The sequence below is a fragment of the Compostibacillus humi genome (assembly GCF_014637175.1).
Taxonomy (GTDB): Bacteria; Bacillota; Bacilli; order Bacillales; family Amphibacillaceae; genus Oceanobacillus; species Oceanobacillus humi.
This window is the reverse complement of the sequence record NZ_BMEV01000038.1, coordinates 14,031-31,921: the sequence shown is the minus strand read 5'-3', so window position 1 is coordinate 31,921 and position 17,891 is coordinate 14,031. Positions and strand designations below refer to the sequence as shown.

Here is a 17,891-nt window from a genome sequence, read left to right as displayed (position 1 = left end):
TACACAGAAACCATTGTCGTGTTTGTCAAGAGCGATGGCGGTAGTTTTCCTCTAACCAAAATGGTTAGAATTTTTATTTTGGGGTAGTTTTCATAGAACTTTTTACACTACCTTTTTATCACGAATATTGTTAAACAATTATATAAAATGCTATCCTTCGATGAAAAATCCATATATAAGCTGATTACAAAAAGTAACTATTATTATCTTATCAAATTGTGCGGAAGTAGTAAACAGAAGATTGTTTAACGGTGCACATAAGCAGAAGTTGGAAAAAATGCCCGTTTATGAAATAATATTTTTGAATATAAAGATTGGAGGAAGGCAGATGGTCGATCAAAAGGTAATGGAAAAATATGCCGAATTGGCGCTAAAGGTCGGGGTAAATTTGCAAAAAAATCAGGCTCTAATGGTGAATGCTCCGATTGAAGGTGCGGATTTTACCCGGATTGTCGCCCGGAAAGCATACGAAATGGGCGCAAAAGATGTACATATTAACTGGACCGATGATGAACTGACGCTGCTGAAGTTTGAGCATGCGCCGGATGAAGTGATCGGCACTTTTCCGGAATGGCAGGTAAAACTGTATGATTCCTACGCTGAAGACGGTGCGGCTGTACTGAGCATCCGTTCCACCAATCCGGATCTTTTGCAAAATATTGATCCGAAGCGGGTGGCGATGGCGAATAAGGCGGCAGCCGAGGCATTGAAAAATTTCCGCAAATATACGATGAACGATAAAATCGCCTGGTCGATTATTTCCATCCCGTCCGGGGACTGGGCACTGAAGATTTTCCCTGATGCAAGCCGGGAGGAAGCAGTGGAAAGACTATGGGATGCGATTGTGAAAATTGTCCGGGTGGACCAGGAAAATCCAATAGCGGCGTGGGAAAAACATAATGAAACATTAAGGAAGGCCCACGAAGTTTTAAATGAGAAGAAATATAAAAAGCTTATTTTTACTGCACCGGGAACGGATTTGGAAATCGAGCTTCCGGAAGGCCATATTTGGAAAGGCGGGGCTGCGGTAACGGAATCGGGAACCGTCTTTAACCCGAATATGCCGACCGAGGAAGTCTTTACTTTGCCGCATAAATATGGGGTAAACGGCACGGTGTCCAGCACGAAGCCGCTCAATTACGGCGGAAGTGTCATCGATAACTTCCAGCTCACCTTTAAAGACGGCAAGGTCGTCAACTTTAAAGCAGAGCAGGGCGAAGAAGTGCTGAAACATTTATTGGAGAGTGACGAAGGGGCAAAACGCCTCGGGGAAGTGGCATTAGTTCCGAACGAGTCGCCGGTTTCCCAGTCGGGGCTGATTTTCTATAATACGCTGTTTGACGAAAATGCTTCCTGTCATATTGCGTTAGGAAAGGCATACCCGACGAACTTGGAAGGCGGATCTTCCATGAATGAAGAGGAACTGGATAAGCACGGCGTCAACGACAGCCTCGTCCATGTTGACTTTATGATCGGATCTGACAAACTGGATATCGACGGCGTCAAAGCGGACGGAACGAAGGAACCCGTATTCCGCAGCGGAACATGGGCTCTGGATATATAAGAAAAAGCCGCTGGATTTTTGTCCAGCGGCTTTTTTTGGTGCCTGGCACCGGCAAAACCTATTGCAATAGGTCTTGAATTCGTTCCATTATTTCTCCTGCTTCCTGCCAGCGTCCTTCGGCAACGGCGTCTTGGTAGGCGCTGAAGAGCTCGGAGATTTCTGTCAACAGTTCTTCTGCATCTAATATCGGTGCAGACTCACCGGTCTCTTCTCCTTCGCCGGCATCCCCGTCAGGCACATCGGACGGTTCATCTCTGTCCGCTCTTCCATCCGGATTGACGATGCGCAGCATTTCCTCCAATGCTTTGTCAAAGGAAGATTCCATGACGATATGGTCGCCGTAGGCCATGACCACTTGCTTCACTTCCGGCAAGGAGGTTTCATTGGCGGACTCAATGTAAATCGGTTCGACGTAAAGAATCGTATCCTCAATCGGGATTGCCAGCAAGTTTCCGCGGATAACCTGGGATCCGCCCTGGGACCAGAGGTTCAATTCCTGGGAAATTTCACTGTCCTGGTTAATCCGGTTTTCAATTTGCTGCGGACCATACACGTTCTCCTGTTTCGGGAAGCGGTAGACAAATTTTTCCCCGTAATTTTCCCCGTCGTTGCGGACGCCGATCCAGGCAATCATGTTTTGCCTGTTTTTCGGCGTGTACGGCATCATTAAAATAAATTCTTCCTTATCAAATTCCGGAAGCTTCATCGTCACATAGTACGGTTCCATCTCAATATCTTCATTGAAATAATGTTCCGTCGGGAATTGCCAGAAGTCTTCCCGGTTATAGAACAGCTCCAAATTCGTCATATGATATGTTCCGTACATGCGGGCTTCCACTTTAAACAGCTGTTCTGGATAGCGGAAATGGGCTTGCACGTCTTCCGGAATTTCCGCTGCAAACAGGTCCGGGAACATGTTTTTGTACGTCTGTACGAGCGGTTCTTCCGGGTCGGTGATGTAGAAGTCCACGTCTCCCGTGTATGCATCGACGACGACTTTCACCGGGTTTTTAATGTAGTTGCGGCTGCCTTCAAAGGACTCGGCGTACGGATAGCCTTCTTCAATTAAGTAGGCATCCATCATCCAGGCAAGGGAGCCGTCATCCCGCACGAAAATATACGGATCCGGATCGTATTCAAAGAACGGCGCAATCCGGGTAACCCGATCCATAATATTCCGTGTCTGCAACAGTTTGCTGTCTTCGTTAATTTGCCCGGAGACTAAAATGCGGAAGGAGCCTTCGTCCAGGGCAAATAACAGGCGGTTCAGCATCGTCATCGGGATGCCCGCTTCTTCTTCATAGCGGTTCGTCACGTTCTCGTCTCCGGACGGATAATCAAATTCATTTACAGCCGTATCGACGATGACCGTCTGATAATCTTCCTCGCCAAAGTAAATTTGCGGCCTTGTCACATCAATAACCCCTTGCGGCGGCAAGTTTCGCACCATATATTGGGGCTGTCCTTGGGCGGTGACCGAATTCACCTGACTCATGGCGATGCCGTACCCGTGGGTATAGCGCAACGTCCGGTTGACCCATGTTTGCGCCTGATCAGGCAAATCAATCGTATTCAATTCTCGTGCACCAAGGAACACTTGCTGATATTCGCCGTCAATTTCGTAACGGTCAATATCGATATCATTAAATTGATAATACGTACGGAATGTTTGCAGCTGATTGTAAATATCGAGGAGCGGCCGGGAATCGTTAATCCGAATATTGTTGATCGTCAGTTCGTTTCGCTCCACCAGTTCCTCATCTAATGAATCCACATTCCCTGGGTGTTCTTTCACTTCCATATTGTCTAATCCGTATGCCGCCCGGGTGAATTCCAAGTTATGCTGCAAATATGGCTCTTCCCGGTAAAATTCATTTGGCGATACGATAAAGTTTTGCACAACGACGGATGCCCCTTGGCCGAGAATTAAGACAGCCACATAGACGATAACCGGCGTCACAATCGAGCGGAGTTTCCCCCGGCGCAGGGCAATGGCCGTCCATACCGCCCCGATGATGGCAACGGCAGCAAGAATATATGCTTTCAGAATGTTAATCACTCGGTCGGTAAAGCTTAATCCATAAACGACGCTTTCCTGAAAAAGATTTACTTTATTCGTTAATAACGTATCGAAAGGTTCTAACACGTGGGTTAGTGCCAAAATAATTCCGGTAACAATGACGGTAATACCAAGATGGGCCTGTGCCGACCGATTCATCCGGTACATGTGAAAGACGGAATAGGCGGCAACTTCCACTGCTAAGTAAAAAATGCTTAAAGAAAGCAGAATCGATAAAATGAACTTTAAATAAGGCAAGACAAACATGTAAAAAGAAATATCCAAGTTGAAAAACGGATCGGTTTTTCCGAACGTTTCAAAGTTCATAAGCTTTAATGTCGGTTCCCAGCCGACTCCTTGGATAATTGTGCTTCCGATAATGCCGGCAAATAAAGCCGAGCCCCACATAATCAGCTGCAGCAGTTTCCCTTGGCTAAAGAAAGGGGGCAGCTGGTGTATGTCAAAATGCTTTTTATACGACCGGCTAATCCAAAATAACGTAATGTACGTAAGGATGGCGAATAATACAAATCCTGCCGTACCTAAAAGCACTTTCGTCTGGAAGATGGTGACGAACACAGAACTGTAATCGACACTGTCCATCCAAATATACTCGGTTACCCATTGTATTCCGAGCATTACGGTAACGATGAGAAAAATAAGAATACCTGAAATAATTCCGGAACGTTTTCCAAACTTCCGTATTTTTTTCATTTGCGCTTCGCTGTTCTGATTGAAATCCAAAAAGTTACCTCCTTCAACTCAATTCTTTATTCATATTCTAACAAAAATATAATGACTGTCACTAACCACTGCCTTCCGTTATGTTATACGGAAAAAGCAGGGGAAATGTTTCATTTTTCTTTCGCTCTGAAGGTTTACATCAAGCCGTTTTTCACGAAAACAGCTTTGATTTTTCTGTAGTCAAATTCAGCGAGCGATTCTTTTAATGGCTTTAGTTTTGGGGGATCCATCTGTTTTGCCGCGTCGAGAATTGCTTTTTCTTCCTCGTCGTTAAAAAAGATTCCCCATAAAATCGGAAAACCGTCTTTATACGCTTTAAAGAGGTGGTCTTCCGCTGTCTGTTCTGTAATATTTCGGATGGCAGCAATCTCGGCAATCGTTTTTCCCCCTTGAAATAAATCGTACGTTATCCGATGGCTTGGCCGTTCGTCCTTCGGCTCAAGTTTCTTTTTTCCCCCGCCGTGAATTGGAATCGGCTTTTTTGTTTCCGGATGGTTTTTCCGCCACGTGCGGATGACGGTTAAAAATTCCTCGCCAAATTGGGCAAATTTCCTTTCCCCGACCCCTTTGATTTCCAGCATCTCTTCCTTCGTTTCCGGCAAGTAGCGGCTGAAATCCTTAAGGGTGGCATCCGAAAACAATACGTACGGCGGAATGTTCCGTTCATCGGCCATTTTCTTCCGTAACGTGCGCAGCTCTTGAAACAAGCCGGTTTCATAGTCAGACTCTGCGTTTTCCGGAAGGGGGGCGGTGTACATTTCTACGGAACGCATGCCTTTCAGCACTTCAACGGAGCGCTTGTTTAACATTAGGGTAGGGTATTTTCCTTCCTTCATGGCAAGCAGTTTTTCCGACACTAAAAATTGAATCAGCTCGGCAATCTGCCTTTCCGTATACTGGGATAAAATGCCGTAGGTGGACAATGATTCAAAACCGAGCTGCTTTACTTTTTTGTCCTTGGAACCTTTTAATACTTTTGCCGTAAGGGTGACGCCAAATTGTTCCCGCATTCGTTTGACGCAGGACAAAATCATTTGTGCCAGCTCGGTAATATCGGTTTTTTCCCGGTTCCCGGCGCAATTGCTGCATTTTCCACACTGCACGTCCTGACCATCCCCAAAGTAATGCAACACAAAGGATTGCAAACATTGGTCCGTATGGCAATAATTGACCATTTCCCGGAGTTTGCGGTATTCTTTCTGCTTTGCTTCGTCGTCGAGCGCCGATTCTTCAATGAGAAACTTTTGCAGCTCCACATCCCGGGGGGAAAAAAGCAAAATGCAGTCGCTCGGCTCCCCGTCCCGGCCGGCTCTCCCGGCTTCCTGGTAATAGGATTCGATGTTCATCGGCATCGCATAATGGATGACAAAACGGACGTTCGATTTATCGATGCCCATGCCAAAAGCATTGGTGGCAACCATAACGGTTTTTTCGTCCCGGATAAATGCCTGCTGGGCATCTTTCCGCTCCTCTTCCGAAAGGCCGGCATGGTATTTCGCTGCACGGATTCCCTGGCGGGTTAAAAGGTCATGCAAGGCGTCCGTCTGCTTCCGGGTTGCTGTATAAATAATTCCGGATTCGTGACGCCGGGTGTCTAAAAAATTTCTTATATATGTCCGCTTGTCTTTTCCCTTTACGACGTGGAAGGAGAGGTTTTCCCGCTGAAAGCCGGTCTTCACGACTTGCTTAATGTGCAGCAATTGTTGAATATCCCGGATAACTTCCTCCGTTGCTGTTGCTGTCAGGGCAACGACGACGGAATGGTTCAGCCCGCTCAGCTTCGAAACGACGGACCGGTAGCTCGGGCGGAAATCATGGCCCCATTGGGATATGCAATGGGCTTCATCAAAGGCAATGAGAGAAAGGGGAATATTGCCGATAACGTTCAGGAAGCTGCCCGATTCGAACCGTTCCGGGGCAACGTATACAAATTTATATTTTCCTTGAGCCGTATGCTGGAGCCGCTTCTGTTGTTCCTGCCAGGAAAGGGAACTGTTGATATAAGTGGCGGGGATTCCGAGGGAAAGGAGGCCATCCACTTGGTCTTTCATTAAAGAAATTAACGGTGAAATGATAATCGCTGTTCCGTCCAGTGACAATCCGGGAATTTGGTAGCATATGGATTTCCCTCCGCCTGTCGGCATGACTGCCAACGTATTTTCCGCCTTTAGCAAGTATTGGATCGTTTCGTGCTGGCCGGGGCGAAAAGTATCATAGCCAAAGTAAGTTTGCAGCAGCTTTTTTTCCTTCCGTAACATTCGGTTTCCTCCTAATCTTTAACCATCCTACCACACTTTCCGGGAGGAGGAAAAAATATTTATTGCCTATTCATTTTGTTTTTTGCCCAGCACCGTTAACAAGGCTTCCGATAAAGATTCAATTTTTTACAAAAAAGCAAAGATTTTTTCGTTGACGGGTATACTAAAAACACATAAAATGGGGTGGACTTTTTCTATAGAGGGGGAAGTTATGACTTCTTTATTGTTTGAAATTGCACTTATTGGAATTTTAGGTATCGGGTCCCAATGGGTTGCCTGGAAGTACCGGCTGCCGGCGATTGTCGTCATGTCCATTACCGGCTTGCTGGCAGGACCCATTTTTGGCGTCATTGACCCGGCGGAGGATTTTGGCGATCTGTTTAGTCCCGTTATTTCTGCGGCGGTTGCCATTATCCTCTTTGAAGGAAGTTTGAATTTAAGTTTTCAGGAACTTCGCGGCGTCGGCAGGCCGATTTTCCGCATATCTACGATCGGGGCGTTCGTCGCCTGGGTGTTAGGTTCTCTGACCGCCCATTATATTGCCGGGCTTTCCTGGGCGGTCGCCTTTGTTATTGGCGGATTGTTTACCGTTACCGGCCCGACGGTTATTATGCCCCTTCTCCGGCAGGCGAAACTAAATCCGAGGCCGGCAAAAATATTAAAATGGGAAGGGATTATCGTCGATCCGATCGGCGCCTTGCTAGCTGTCTTTGCTTTTGAGATTATCACTTTTCTCACGGCAGAAAATCCCGACGTTACCCAGCTCATCTTTTTCTTTATCGCATCGGTTTTTGCTGTTCTGTTAGGATGGGCTTGCGGGCGGGGACTCGGATATGTGTTTGAAACCGGGCATATTCCCGAATTCCTTAAATCGCCTGCTGTTGTTGTTGTCGTTATTTTCTGCTTTACACTTGCGGATATTATTATGCACGAAACGGGCCTCTTGTCGGTAACGGCCATGGGGATTACGCTGGCAAATATCGGCATCGGTTCCATCTCGGATATGCGGCACTTTAAAGAGAACATTTCCGTCCTGCTTATTTCGACGATTTTCATCATGCTGACGGCATCGCTGGAACGGGAAACGCTTCTGGAAATTTTCAGTCCGAATATTATCTGCTACGTGCTTTTAATGATGTTTGCCGTCCGTCCGCTGTCGATTTTTTTATCGACGATAAAAACGAGTCTGACCTTCAACGAAAAACTTCTCGTCGGCTGGATTGCTCCGAGGGGTATCGTTGCCCTGACAGTATCCGGCTATTTTGCAGAAATCTTGCTGGATGCAGGATATGAAGATGCGAAAATTTTAACGGCCCTTACCTTTGCCCTTGTCATTTCTACTGTAGTTGCCCACGGCTTTTCCATCGGCTGGCTGGCGAAAAAACTGAATCTGTCATCGGAAGGGAAGCCAGGGGCTTTAATTATCGGCAGCAATCCGTTTACCGTCCGCCTGGCCAAATCATTGCAAGATATGAACATTCCGGTCATCGTTGTTGATTCCTCCTGGGAACATTTAAGTTTAGCCCGGAATGCGGGCGTCCCTTTTTACCACGGGGATATGCTGTCGGAACAGACGGAACACATTTTGGATACGATTCCGTATGATTATTTATTGGCCATTACCGATGATCATGCGTACAATTCCCTCGTCTGTACGACGTTTACACCGGAATACGGAAGGACGAACGTGTTTAAGGTCAGTCCGTACACTTATTTTAAAGACGGCTACTCCAGCGGCATCGTTTCCAAAGTAGGAGGACGGATTCTGTTTGACAAAAAGTTTTCCTTGGAAGATTTGCTGGAAAAGGTTGAAGCGGGCTATGTTTTCCGGCAGACGACGCTTACCCAAAAATACGGTTTGGAACAATATTTGCAGGACAAAGACGATTCCACCGTCTTTCTGTACTTGGTGAAGCCGTCGGGGGTTCTGAAGTTTTTCTCCGAAGAAATGCGTACTGTTCCTTCCGCCGGGGATACGATCGTCAGCCTGACACCACCGATAAAAGAGCAGGAAAAAATTAAGGCGAGGCTAAAGGGAGATTAAGGAATCAGCGGGAACGATCCCGCTGATTATTCACCTTAACAAAAATAGAGTGCGCTGTTTCGCACTCTATTTTTAACATCAGTCCTCCAGCTCCTCCAGCTGTTGCCGCACCTCGGCAATTTCCTTTTCCAGACGGACGAGCTGCTCCTGGGCGGATGAGACTCTCCCTTTCACATACTCCAGCTTATCCAGATCGCTCTGAATCCGGACGTAATCCGATTTTAATTCGAGAAGCTTTCCTTCCAATTCCTCTTTCGTTGCCACTTGTATCACCTCTTATCCCCAGTGTAGCGAAAAAGGCTCTTTCCAACAATATTAAATTAACGCATCTTCTTTATTTTCCTTCGATTCCACGTACGTCTGGTACAAATGAACGATAATCGTCCGGACGACGGCATACACGGGAACAGCAAACAGGATGCCGAGAAAGCCGGCGATGCTGCCTGCCGCAATGACGACGGTCATGACGGTCAAAGGGTGGACATTTAATGCCTGCCCCATGACGTTCGGGGAAATTAAATTGCTTTCAATTTGCTGGGCAACGAGCATGATGACGGCCACCCAAATAAAATTCATCGGGTCTTGCAACGTGCCGACAATCAGGGCTGGTGTGACAGCGATAAACGGCCCCAAATAAGGAATGACATTCGTTAACATGCCAAAGAGCGCCAAAAGCAATGCATAATCCAGATCGATGATTAAGTATCCGATATATAGTAACACACCGACAAAAAAGCTGACTAAAAGCTGCCCTTGAATAAAGGAAGACAGGACATTGTCAATCTTGCCGGCCAATGCGCGGATGTTTTCCGCTCTTTTCTTTTTAAAAATTTGCAGGATAAACGGGAGCAGTTTTTCCCCGTCTTTCAGCATAAAGAAAAGGAAAAAAGGCATCATGACGAGACCGGCAAGGATGCTGATGACGTGACCGATAAAATTGCCGAGAAAGCCGAAAAGATGGTCTAACAAATTTTGCAGGAAAGTCGGCAAGTTTTGCAGGAAATCATCGATCGCCTCGTTTACTTGCGGCGGGATGCTCGTATAATTTTGCTGCAAATATTCGATAATGTCCCCAGCCATCGCAATCATGGCTGGAACGCTATAGGCGAGATTGGCAAACTGCCGCTGGGCAATCGGCCAAATGTACATAATAAATAAACCTACGAGCAATAACAACGTAATATATACAAGAATAATAGAAATAATACGGTTTGCCTTTAGCCGCCGTTCAAAAAAGAGCATTAACGGGCGGGTTAAATAATAAAGGATCCCGGCGCCGATTAAAGGAAAGGCAATCGCCCCGACATATTGCAACAAGGGGATAAAGATAAATTTAGTGGATTGAATTAACCAGATTAATAGAAAGAACATAATAAAGAAGGTTAATATTTGGAACCAGCGTTTTTGTACCATTCCGTCACCACTTTCTAATGTTGGGATTTTACAAAATGGAAAAATTTATAAGATGTTTCTCTTCATATTTTACCCAAAATAGCAGAAATTAAATCTTATAGAATATACTATCAAAATATGTTAAAATTTGAACATATAAACTGCAATGGGGGATCGTTTTATGACCAGCTGGAAAAAGGTTTACGACAAATGGAAGTCCTTTCCACAGCTTGACCCAAATTTACAACAACAATTACTTGAAATAGAGCATGACCCAGCCGAGCTGGAAGATGCTTTTTATAAAGAACTCACTTTCGGAACCGGCGGCATGCGCGGGGTTCTTGGACCGGGAACGAACCGAATGAATATATATACGATCCGGAAAGCGGTCTTTGGCCTTGCCGAATATTTGCTGGAACATCGGGTCAATGTGAAGGACCGGGGCGTGGTGATCAGCTATGATTCCCGGTATCAGTCCTTTGAATTTGCCGTGGAATCAGCGAAAGTGCTTGCCCATTTCGGCATTAAAGCATACGTCTTTGAATCGCTGCGGCCGACACCGCTCCTATCTTTTGCCGTCAGACATTTAAGCACTGCTGCCGGCATTATGATTACCGCGAGCCATAACCCGCCGGAATATAACGGCTTTAAAGTATATAACGAAACCGGAGGCCAAATCACGCCGGATGAGGCAGAGGATATTATTTCCTACATCCGGAAAGTGGACAATGAACTGACGGTCCCGGCGATGGAGCAGGAAGTGGCGGAAAAAGAAGGCCTTCTCCGCTGGGCAGGAAAAGAAGTGGATACTGCCTATTTGTCCCGGCTCCAATTTATTTCCAAATTAGCAGATGACGAAAAGGAGAAAGAAAAAGACGTCTCCATCGTCTTTACGCCGCTCCACGGAACGAGTCTCGATTTAGTCACGAAAGGATTGGAGCAGCTCCGCTTCACTAATGTGCACGTTGTGGAAGAACAGGCGGTGCCAGATCCGGAGTTTCGCACCGTTTCTTCACCGAATCCGGAAGAGCACCAGGCATTTTCTATGGCGATTGAGTTAGGAGAAAAAGTCGGTGCGGACATTTTGCTTGCTACCGATCCGGACGCTGACCGGCTAGGAGTTGCGGTGAAAAATAAAGACGGCGTCTATGAGGTGCTGACAGGTAATCAGCTTGGTTCTTTAATGCTTTATTATATATTGCTGCATTATAATCCGATCGTTACCCGAAACCCGCGAATGATTAAAACGGTCGTTACGACCGAATTAGGCCGGGAAATTGCGAACAGCTTTGGCGTGAAAACGATCGATACCCTCACCGGATTTAAATTTATCGGCGATAAAATCCGCCAATTCGATTGGACGGGCGAAACATTTATTTTCGGCTATGAAGAAAGCTACGGCTATCTAATCAGCGGCTTTGTCCGGGATAAGGATGCAGTCCAGTCGGCGGTCATGGCTGCGGAGATGGCCTATTATTGGAAAAAGCAAGGAAAAACATTGCTCGATGCGTTGCAGGAAGTGTACGAAAAATACGGCTATTACCGGGAAGGGCTTTCCTCCATTACGTTAAAAGGAAAAGATGGAGCCGAAACTATCTCCCGCATTATGGAAAATTTCCGCAACGAGCCATTTACCGAAATTGCCGGATGGAAAGTGGAAAAAATTGAAAACTACTTAACCGGCGAACGGAAAATTGTCGAAACGAACGAGGTTGAGCCGATTGGTTTGCCGAGGGAAAACATGGTGAAAATATTGCTGGAAGAAAAAGGCTGGGTCTGCTTGCGGCCGTCGGGAACAGAACCAAAATTAAAGTATTATTACGGCGTTTGCGGGAAAGATAAGGTGGACAGTGAGGAAAGGTTAGCCCGGCTAAAAGCAGAAATGGATCGCCTTATCGAATCATATCAGCCAAAAGTTAGGAATTGACAAATCCTTTGATTATTGGTAAAAATAAATTACAACTTCTTTAATGATTAAAGGGGAGTAGCTGGACAATTTAAGTCGTCATTACGAGGTTATCTCCGGCTTAAATTGGCAACGGACTGTTGTTAGCGAGACCTTTACCACTGGCAGGTAAAGGTCTTTTTTATGTGCTTTTCTGTCGGTGAGACTTTTTACAAGGAGAGAGAGTATGGGTATAGAATTGATTTTGGAATACTTATGGGTGCTTGTCGTGCTAGTCGGTCTGGAAGGGCTGCTTGCCGCTGACAATGCCCTCGTTTTGGCGATTATGGTGCGCCATTTGCCGGAAAAACAGCGCAAACGGGCATTGTTTTATGGACTGGCAGGAGCGTTTATTCTCCGCCTTGGCTCCCTGTTTATCATTTCCTTTCTTGTCGATGTTTGGCAAGTACAAGCACTGGGAGCGGCGTATTTGCTGTTTATTTCCTTTAAGAACTTGTATGACCGGATGAAGCCGAAACATGAGGAGACTGACGCAGAAGCGGCGGCAGCGGGAGCGGAGAATGGCGTGCTTCAAGAAGCGACGCCGGCCCAGTTTTGGTGGACCGTCGCAAAAGTCGAGTTTGCCGACCTGGCCTTCGCCGTTGATTCCATTTTAGCTGCTGTTGCGCTGGCAATGGCCCTTACTCCAAGCGGATTGGGGACGATCGGCAGCCTGGATGCGGCCCAGTTTTTCGTCGTTTTTGCCGGCGGGATGATGGGAGTAATCATCATGCGCTTTGCTGCGAATATTTTTGTCGATCTTCTCCATAAACGGCCCGGCCTGGAAATGGCTGCATTCCTCATTGTCGGCTGGGTAGGTGTCAAACTTGCGGTGATGGTTCTTGCCCATGACGCCATCGGCATTATACCGCATGAATTTCCGCATTCCACGTTATGGAAGATCATTTTCTACGGCGTGTTGGTGCTGATTGCCGTCATCGGCTGGTTTGCTTCCGGCTCGAAGAAAAAGCAGCCTACCGAAGTGTAAGGAGCGGCGTTGCCATTGGAATTGCAAGTGAAGCGGGTATACGAGCCGCCGGAACGATCGGACGGACTGCGCGTTCTTGTAGACCGGCTCTGGCCGCGGGGCATGTCGAAGGAAAAAGCTCAAGTGGATCGCTGGCTCAAGGAGATTGGCCCGTCGCCGGAGCTGCGCAAATGGTTTGGACATGATCCGGAAAAATTCCTTGCATTTAAGGAAAAATACAAGGAAGAGTTAAAAAACAGTGAAAGGCAGGAAGCGCTGCAATGGCTTAGAAACGCCGCCTCCGAGCAGAAGGTGACTTTGCTATACGCTGCCAAAGATGAAGCATATAACCATGCCCGGGTATTGGAAGAAGTTCTCCGCGGCGAAATGGAATAAAAAGGAAACGCCTGTATGCTGCAGGCGTTTTTTCGTGGAATGATATTTTTCCTTCAGGGAAAACTTTGCATAAGCAGCATGCTTTTTCCCTTTTTTTGCATAATATTTATTTCTTGCAAATATAAATTTTACCATGTATATTAATCCTTAGTAACCTAATAGGATTAATTAGCATTTAATAATATTAGGGAAAAATGGGAAAGGAGAAAACATCATGGATGGTCTGTTTATTACCCTTAATGTATTAATATTATTAGCACTTATCAGTTTATTAGTTTATATGCAAAGAAAGCACGTTTCCTTTTCGAAGCGGGTTTTTGCGGGGATGGGACTTGGGATTGTATTAGGTGCCATTCTCCAGGTCACTTACGGCAGCGAGTCGCCTGTATTAACGGGGACCCTCGACTGGTACAGCATTGTCGGCAGCGGCTATGTCCGGCTGCTAATGGTCATCGTCGTACCTCTCGTAATGGTTTCCATTATCCGCGCCATTATTAATCTGGAAAAAACGAAAGAATTAGGGAAAATGGCGGGCTGGATTATCGGGATTTTAATTTCGACGACGGCGGTTGCTGCCGTTATCGGGATTGGCTCCGCCCTTGTCTTCGACTTAAATGCGGAGGAAATTGAAGTCGGCCAGGCAGAAAACGAACGGGCTCAGGCGCTGGAGGAGCGCTATGCGGAAATTGAAGACCAAACGACGCCACAGCGGATTTTGAACTTTATCCCGAGCAATATTTTCCTCGATATGACCGGAGATCGGCCGACATCGGTCATTGCCGTCGTGTTATTCTCGATTTTAATCGGAATTGCTGTACTCGGAGTCAAACGGAAGGAGCCGGAACACGGAGAACTATTTGTGAAAATCATTAATTCGTTTTATGCCGTCGTTATGCGGCTTGTAACATTAGTGCTGCGCCTGACTCCTTTTGGTGTGCTGGCGTTAATGGCGAATATGATTGCCAATACGAATTTTGCGGGAATTATTCAACTAGGAAAATTTGTCCTTGCATCCTACGTAGCACTTGGAATTATGTTTGTTATCCATTTAGTGTTAGTCGGATTCTTCGGATTAAACCCGCTTACCTATTTGCGGAAAGTAATCCCAGTTCTCGGGTTTGCCTTTACGTCCCGTTCCAGTGCCGGAACAATTCCGCTTAACATCCAGGCACAGCGGGAATCCCTCGGTGTCAACGAAGGGGTAGCCAACATGTCCGCAACATTCGGGGCAACGATGGGGCAAAATGGCTGTGCGGGAATCTATCCGGCCATGCTGGCGATTATGATTGCGCCGACCGTCGGCATTAATCCGTTATCACCGGAATTTCTCATTCAGCTCGTTCTGATTATTGCTATCAGTTCCTTCGGGGTAGCCGGCGTCGGCGGCGGAGCAACCTTTGCTGCAATTATCGTCCTGTCTTCCATGGGACTGCCGGTAGGACTCGCGGGACTGCTCATTTCCATTGAAGCCTTTATCGATATGGGCCGTACTGCATTGAATGTGAACGGTTCGATGATTTCCGGAACGATAACGTCGAAAATCTTAAAAAATATCGATATGAAGAAGTTTAACGAAAAAACGAATATCGTGGAATCCACTTCGGTGTAAACCCGATAGGAAAAGTACCGGCTTTTAACAGTCGGTGCTTTTTTTCGGGAAAATCGGATGCACCGGCCGTGCCAGTGTATCCTTTATTTGATAAAATCGAGCACTTTTTGCAAATGTTGCTTTTTCTGGACGACGAAATAATCCCGGAAAGGACATCCGAAAGTTTTTACCCGTTCGACGACATTCCGGATGGTGAACTGTTCCGGCCGCAAATTTTCCTGCACCTCCTCCCAAAACAGGGGAGCAGCAACCGTTCCTTCCTTCGTTTTTCTTGGCGAGTAGGGGGCGATAATCGTTTTTCCTTCCCCGTGCTGTACGTAATCGATATAGAGCTTGCCGTTCCGCTTCTTTTTCATCCTTTCCGTCGTAAACAAGTCCGGGTGCGCCTCTTCCATCGTCCAGGCGATGCCTTGGGTAAACACCCCCGTATCTTCGTAAGTCATGCTTCCCGGCGGAATCGGAATATACACTTGCATTCCTTTATTGCCTGACGTTTTTACGAAGGATGTTAATTCCAAGTGGTCGAGCAATTGTTTCAGGAGCCGGGCGGCAAAAACGGCGACCGGAAACGCTTCCCTTCCTGGCGGATCCAAATCAAAGACGATTTCACTCGGATAAGGGCTCTCCACCGTTGCGAAGGGGACATGGTATTCAATCGCTCCGTGATTGCCGAGCCAAACGAGCGGCCGCAGTTCGTTGCAAACGATATGCTTTTCGTCTCCGGTTCCGATGCCTTCCAAAAATTCCGGCGCGTAATCAGGGAGATGTTTTTGAAAAAAAGATTCACCCTCCACTCCGTCGGGGCAGCGGATGACGGTAAGAAGCCGGTTTTGCAAAAAGGGAAGCATATAGGGTGCGATTTCCCGCAGGTAGATGAGCAAATCCTGTTTCGTCCATTTTGGCACCGGCCAAAATATTTTGTCGGCGTTCGACACTTCGATTTCTTCCGGTATCATCGCCATGTCGAATAGCGCCTTTTCGTAGGTAAATTCTTCTGGCGCCGCTTCAGGCAAAATGGAATGGAAATTCGGCTCCCTCAATTCGCCTTCATATAAATCCAGTGTTTGGACCCGAGCGCAGATTGCGGGGGGAAGAACATAATATCCTTGTCTTTTTTCTCCTTGCTGCAAAAAGACTTCCCGTACCGTGTCATACGTTTGCGAATCGAGTCCGTGTTTGCATGAACCAAGTTCCCGGATTTGTTTTCCTTCGTAGACCGCCACGGTAAAATAGCCGTTTTTCGGTTCATACGCTGTCAAAAAGCCGTCAACTGTGCGCCAATTTTTAATTTTGAACCAGTCCCGGTGGTTTTTCCCCGGTATGTATTTGCTTTCCTTCCGTTTCGCAATAATGCCTTCTCCTTTGGCAGCAAATACAGCTTTCGTTATCTCTTCTGCATTTTTATAAGCTTCCACATATTGCAAAACAGGATGGTGCACGTCTTGAAATATGTTTTCCAAAGCTGCCTTTCTTTCTGAATATCGCTCATCGTGGAAGGATTTTCCGCCCGTTTCCAACAGATCAAAGGCAAGGAAGGCAGCGGGACGTTCAAGGGAAGCCTTTTCGATTTTTTCCTTATTTTTCAGCCTGCCCCGTTTCTGAATTAAAGCAAAATTTGCCTGTCTATCGTGATTTAAGACTACGAGCTCCCCATCGAGCTTTAAAGGAAGAAACGGGCGGAGCACTTCAAGCAGTTCGCTGCAGCAGCGGACGATTTCCGGGAATTTTTCTGTAAAGTCGTGTTTGTTTTTTGTGATTAACGTAACGGTACCGCCTTGCTGAATCGTAAGCATCGCGCGAAAGCCGTCATACTTTATTTCATACATCCACTCAGGACCTATGGGAATTTCCTCAGCCGGAATCGGCTTCATATAGTTCATCGTTCAACTCCCTCCCATTGCGGAGCAGTTATCCTTTATAAATTGGCTGAATGCGCGGATAAAAATACATATCTTTCGGAAACTAGAAGGAAAAGGGGGATTTTTTATGCATACGATGTGGAAAGGAACGATCAGTTTCGGGCTGGTCAATATTCCGGTAAAAATGCACGCGGCAACGGAAAATAAAGATGTAAAATTACGGCAGCTTCATAAAGAATGCCATTCGCCGATAAAGTACGAAAAGGTGTGCCCGAATTGCGACCGGGAAGTGAAGCAGGATGAAATCGTAAAGGCGTACGAATATGCGAAAAACAAATTTGTCATCCTTGACGATGAAGAGATGGAAGCGCTGCGCAAGGAACAGGAAGATAAAGCGGTGGAAATAATCGATTTTGTCAAACTGGAGGAAATCGATCCGATTTATTTTGAGAAAAGCTATTATTTATCCCCGAATGAAGGCGGGAGCAAGGCATATCATTTATTGCGGCAGGCGCTGGAAGATACGGGGAAAATCGGTGTAGCGAAAATGATGATCCGCTCAAAAGAACAGCTTGCCGTCATCCGCGTTTATAAAAATGTGCTTGTGGCGGAAACGATTCATTATCCTGATGAAGTGCGCAACGTGGCGGACGTTCCGAATATACCGGAAGAAACCGCTTTGGATAAGAAGGAACTGGACACGGCAAAATTGCTGATTGACCAGTTGACGACCGCCTTTGAACCGGAAAAATATACGGACGATTACCGCAATGCCCTGCTGGAGTTGATCGAACAGAAGAAAAATAAAGAACAGACCGCAACCGCAAAAGATGCGCCGAAACCGGAGAACGTGGCAAATTTAATGGAAGCATTGCAGGCATCGCTAGAAAAAGCGAAAAAGGACAAGCCAAAACCGAAGCAGCCGAAACGGAAAAAAACTGCATCGAAGAAAAAAGCAACATCTTAAAAAACAGAGAAACGCTCTTTCCTTTGTCAGAGGGGCAGGCGGGATGTAAGTTTATCGGCGCCCCCATTCAGGATATCGGCGGAACTT

General features: G+C 46.5%; 12 protein-coding genes. 7 read left to right on the top strand and 5 right to left on the bottom strand.

The genetic code is table 11. The features are described 5' to 3' along the window. The first annotated feature begins 328 nt into the window (after positions 1–328). Entirely contained in the window at positions 329–1,564 is a 1,236-nt protein-coding gene (locus tag IEV18_RS10720) for an aminopeptidase (RefSeq protein WP_188392375.1), read from the top strand. Positions 1,565–1,622: 58 nt separating this feature from the next. On the opposite strand, the gene IEV18_RS10715 is transcribed toward IEV18_RS10720, so the two are convergent. Beyond that, positions 1,623–4,367, bottom strand: coding sequence for a UPF0182 family membrane protein (locus tag IEV18_RS10715; protein WP_308421565.1), 2,745 nt, complete (start codon positions 4,365–4,367; stop codon positions 1,623–1,625). Positions 4,368–4,501: 134 nt separating this feature from the next. Next, positions 4,502–6,625 carry a DNA helicase RecQ gene (gene recQ / locus IEV18_RS10710; RefSeq protein ID WP_188392374.1) on the bottom strand — a complete coding sequence of 708 codons (2,124 nt, stop codon included), beginning with the start codon at positions 6,623–6,625 and terminating at the stop codon, positions 4,502–4,504. Positions 6,626–6,836: 211 nt separating this feature from the next. On the opposite strand from recQ, the gene IEV18_RS10705 reads away from it, so the two are divergent. Then, complete coding sequence (locus IEV18_RS10705; protein ID WP_188392373.1) at positions 6,837–8,669, top strand: cation:proton antiporter; 1,833 nt, start codon at positions 6,837–6,839, stop codon at positions 8,667–8,669. Between the two features lie 78 nt (positions 8,670–8,747). On the opposite strand, the gene IEV18_RS10700 is transcribed toward IEV18_RS10705, so the two are convergent. Both IEV18_RS10700 and IEV18_RS10695 read right to left on the bottom strand, forming a co-directional pair. Next, the gene (locus IEV18_RS10700; protein WP_188392372.1) at positions 8,748–8,933 is read right to left on the bottom strand and encodes an SE1832 family protein; all 186 of its coding nucleotides are present in this window, start codon (positions 8,931–8,933) and stop codon (positions 8,748–8,750) included. A 51-nt stretch (positions 8,934–8,984) separates the two neighbouring features. After that, positions 8,985–10,082, bottom strand: a complete 1,098-nt coding sequence (locus IEV18_RS10695) for an AI-2E family transporter (RefSeq protein ID WP_188392371.1) — start codon at positions 10,080–10,082, stop codon at positions 8,985–8,987. Between the two features lie 160 nt (positions 10,083–10,242). Between IEV18_RS10695 and IEV18_RS10690 the strand changes: the two genes are divergently transcribed. The 4 genes from IEV18_RS10690 (at position 10,243) to IEV18_RS10675 (ending at position 14,978) form a co-directional block, all read left to right on the top strand. Then, entirely contained in the window at positions 10,243–11,988 is a 1,746-nt protein-coding gene (locus tag IEV18_RS10690; protein WP_188392370.1) for a phospho-sugar mutase, read from the top strand. 205 nt (positions 11,989–12,193) lie between these two features. Then, positions 12,194–12,994: a TerC family protein gene (locus IEV18_RS10685; RefSeq protein WP_188392369.1), complete on the top strand. Its 801-nt coding sequence runs from the start codon at positions 12,194–12,196 to the stop codon at positions 12,992–12,994. A gap of 15 nt (positions 12,995–13,009) precedes the next feature. Then, the gene (locus tag IEV18_RS10680) at positions 13,010–13,369 is read left to right on the top strand and encodes a DUF488 domain-containing protein (RefSeq protein WP_373281916.1); all 360 of its coding nucleotides are present in this window, start codon (positions 13,010–13,012) and stop codon (positions 13,367–13,369) included. A 214-nt stretch (positions 13,370–13,583) separates the two neighbouring features. After that, positions 13,584–14,978 (top strand): L-cystine transporter, encoded by a 1,395-nt coding sequence (locus IEV18_RS10675; protein ID WP_188392367.1) that lies wholly within the window; start codon positions 13,584–13,586, stop codon positions 14,976–14,978. A gap of 83 nt (positions 14,979–15,061) precedes the next feature. On the opposite strand, the gene IEV18_RS10670 is transcribed toward IEV18_RS10675, so the two are convergent. Beyond that, complete coding sequence (locus IEV18_RS10670; RefSeq protein ID WP_188392366.1) at positions 15,062–16,858, bottom strand: DNA ligase D; 1,797 nt, start codon at positions 16,856–16,858, stop codon at positions 15,062–15,064. 106 nt (positions 16,859–16,964) lie between these two features. Between IEV18_RS10670 and ku the strand changes: the two genes are divergently transcribed. Next, positions 16,965–17,804, top strand: coding sequence for a non-homologous end joining protein Ku (ku, locus tag IEV18_RS10665; protein ID WP_188392365.1), 840 nt, complete (start codon positions 16,965–16,967; stop codon positions 17,802–17,804). The last annotated feature ends 87 nt before the right edge of the window (positions 17,805–17,891 follow it).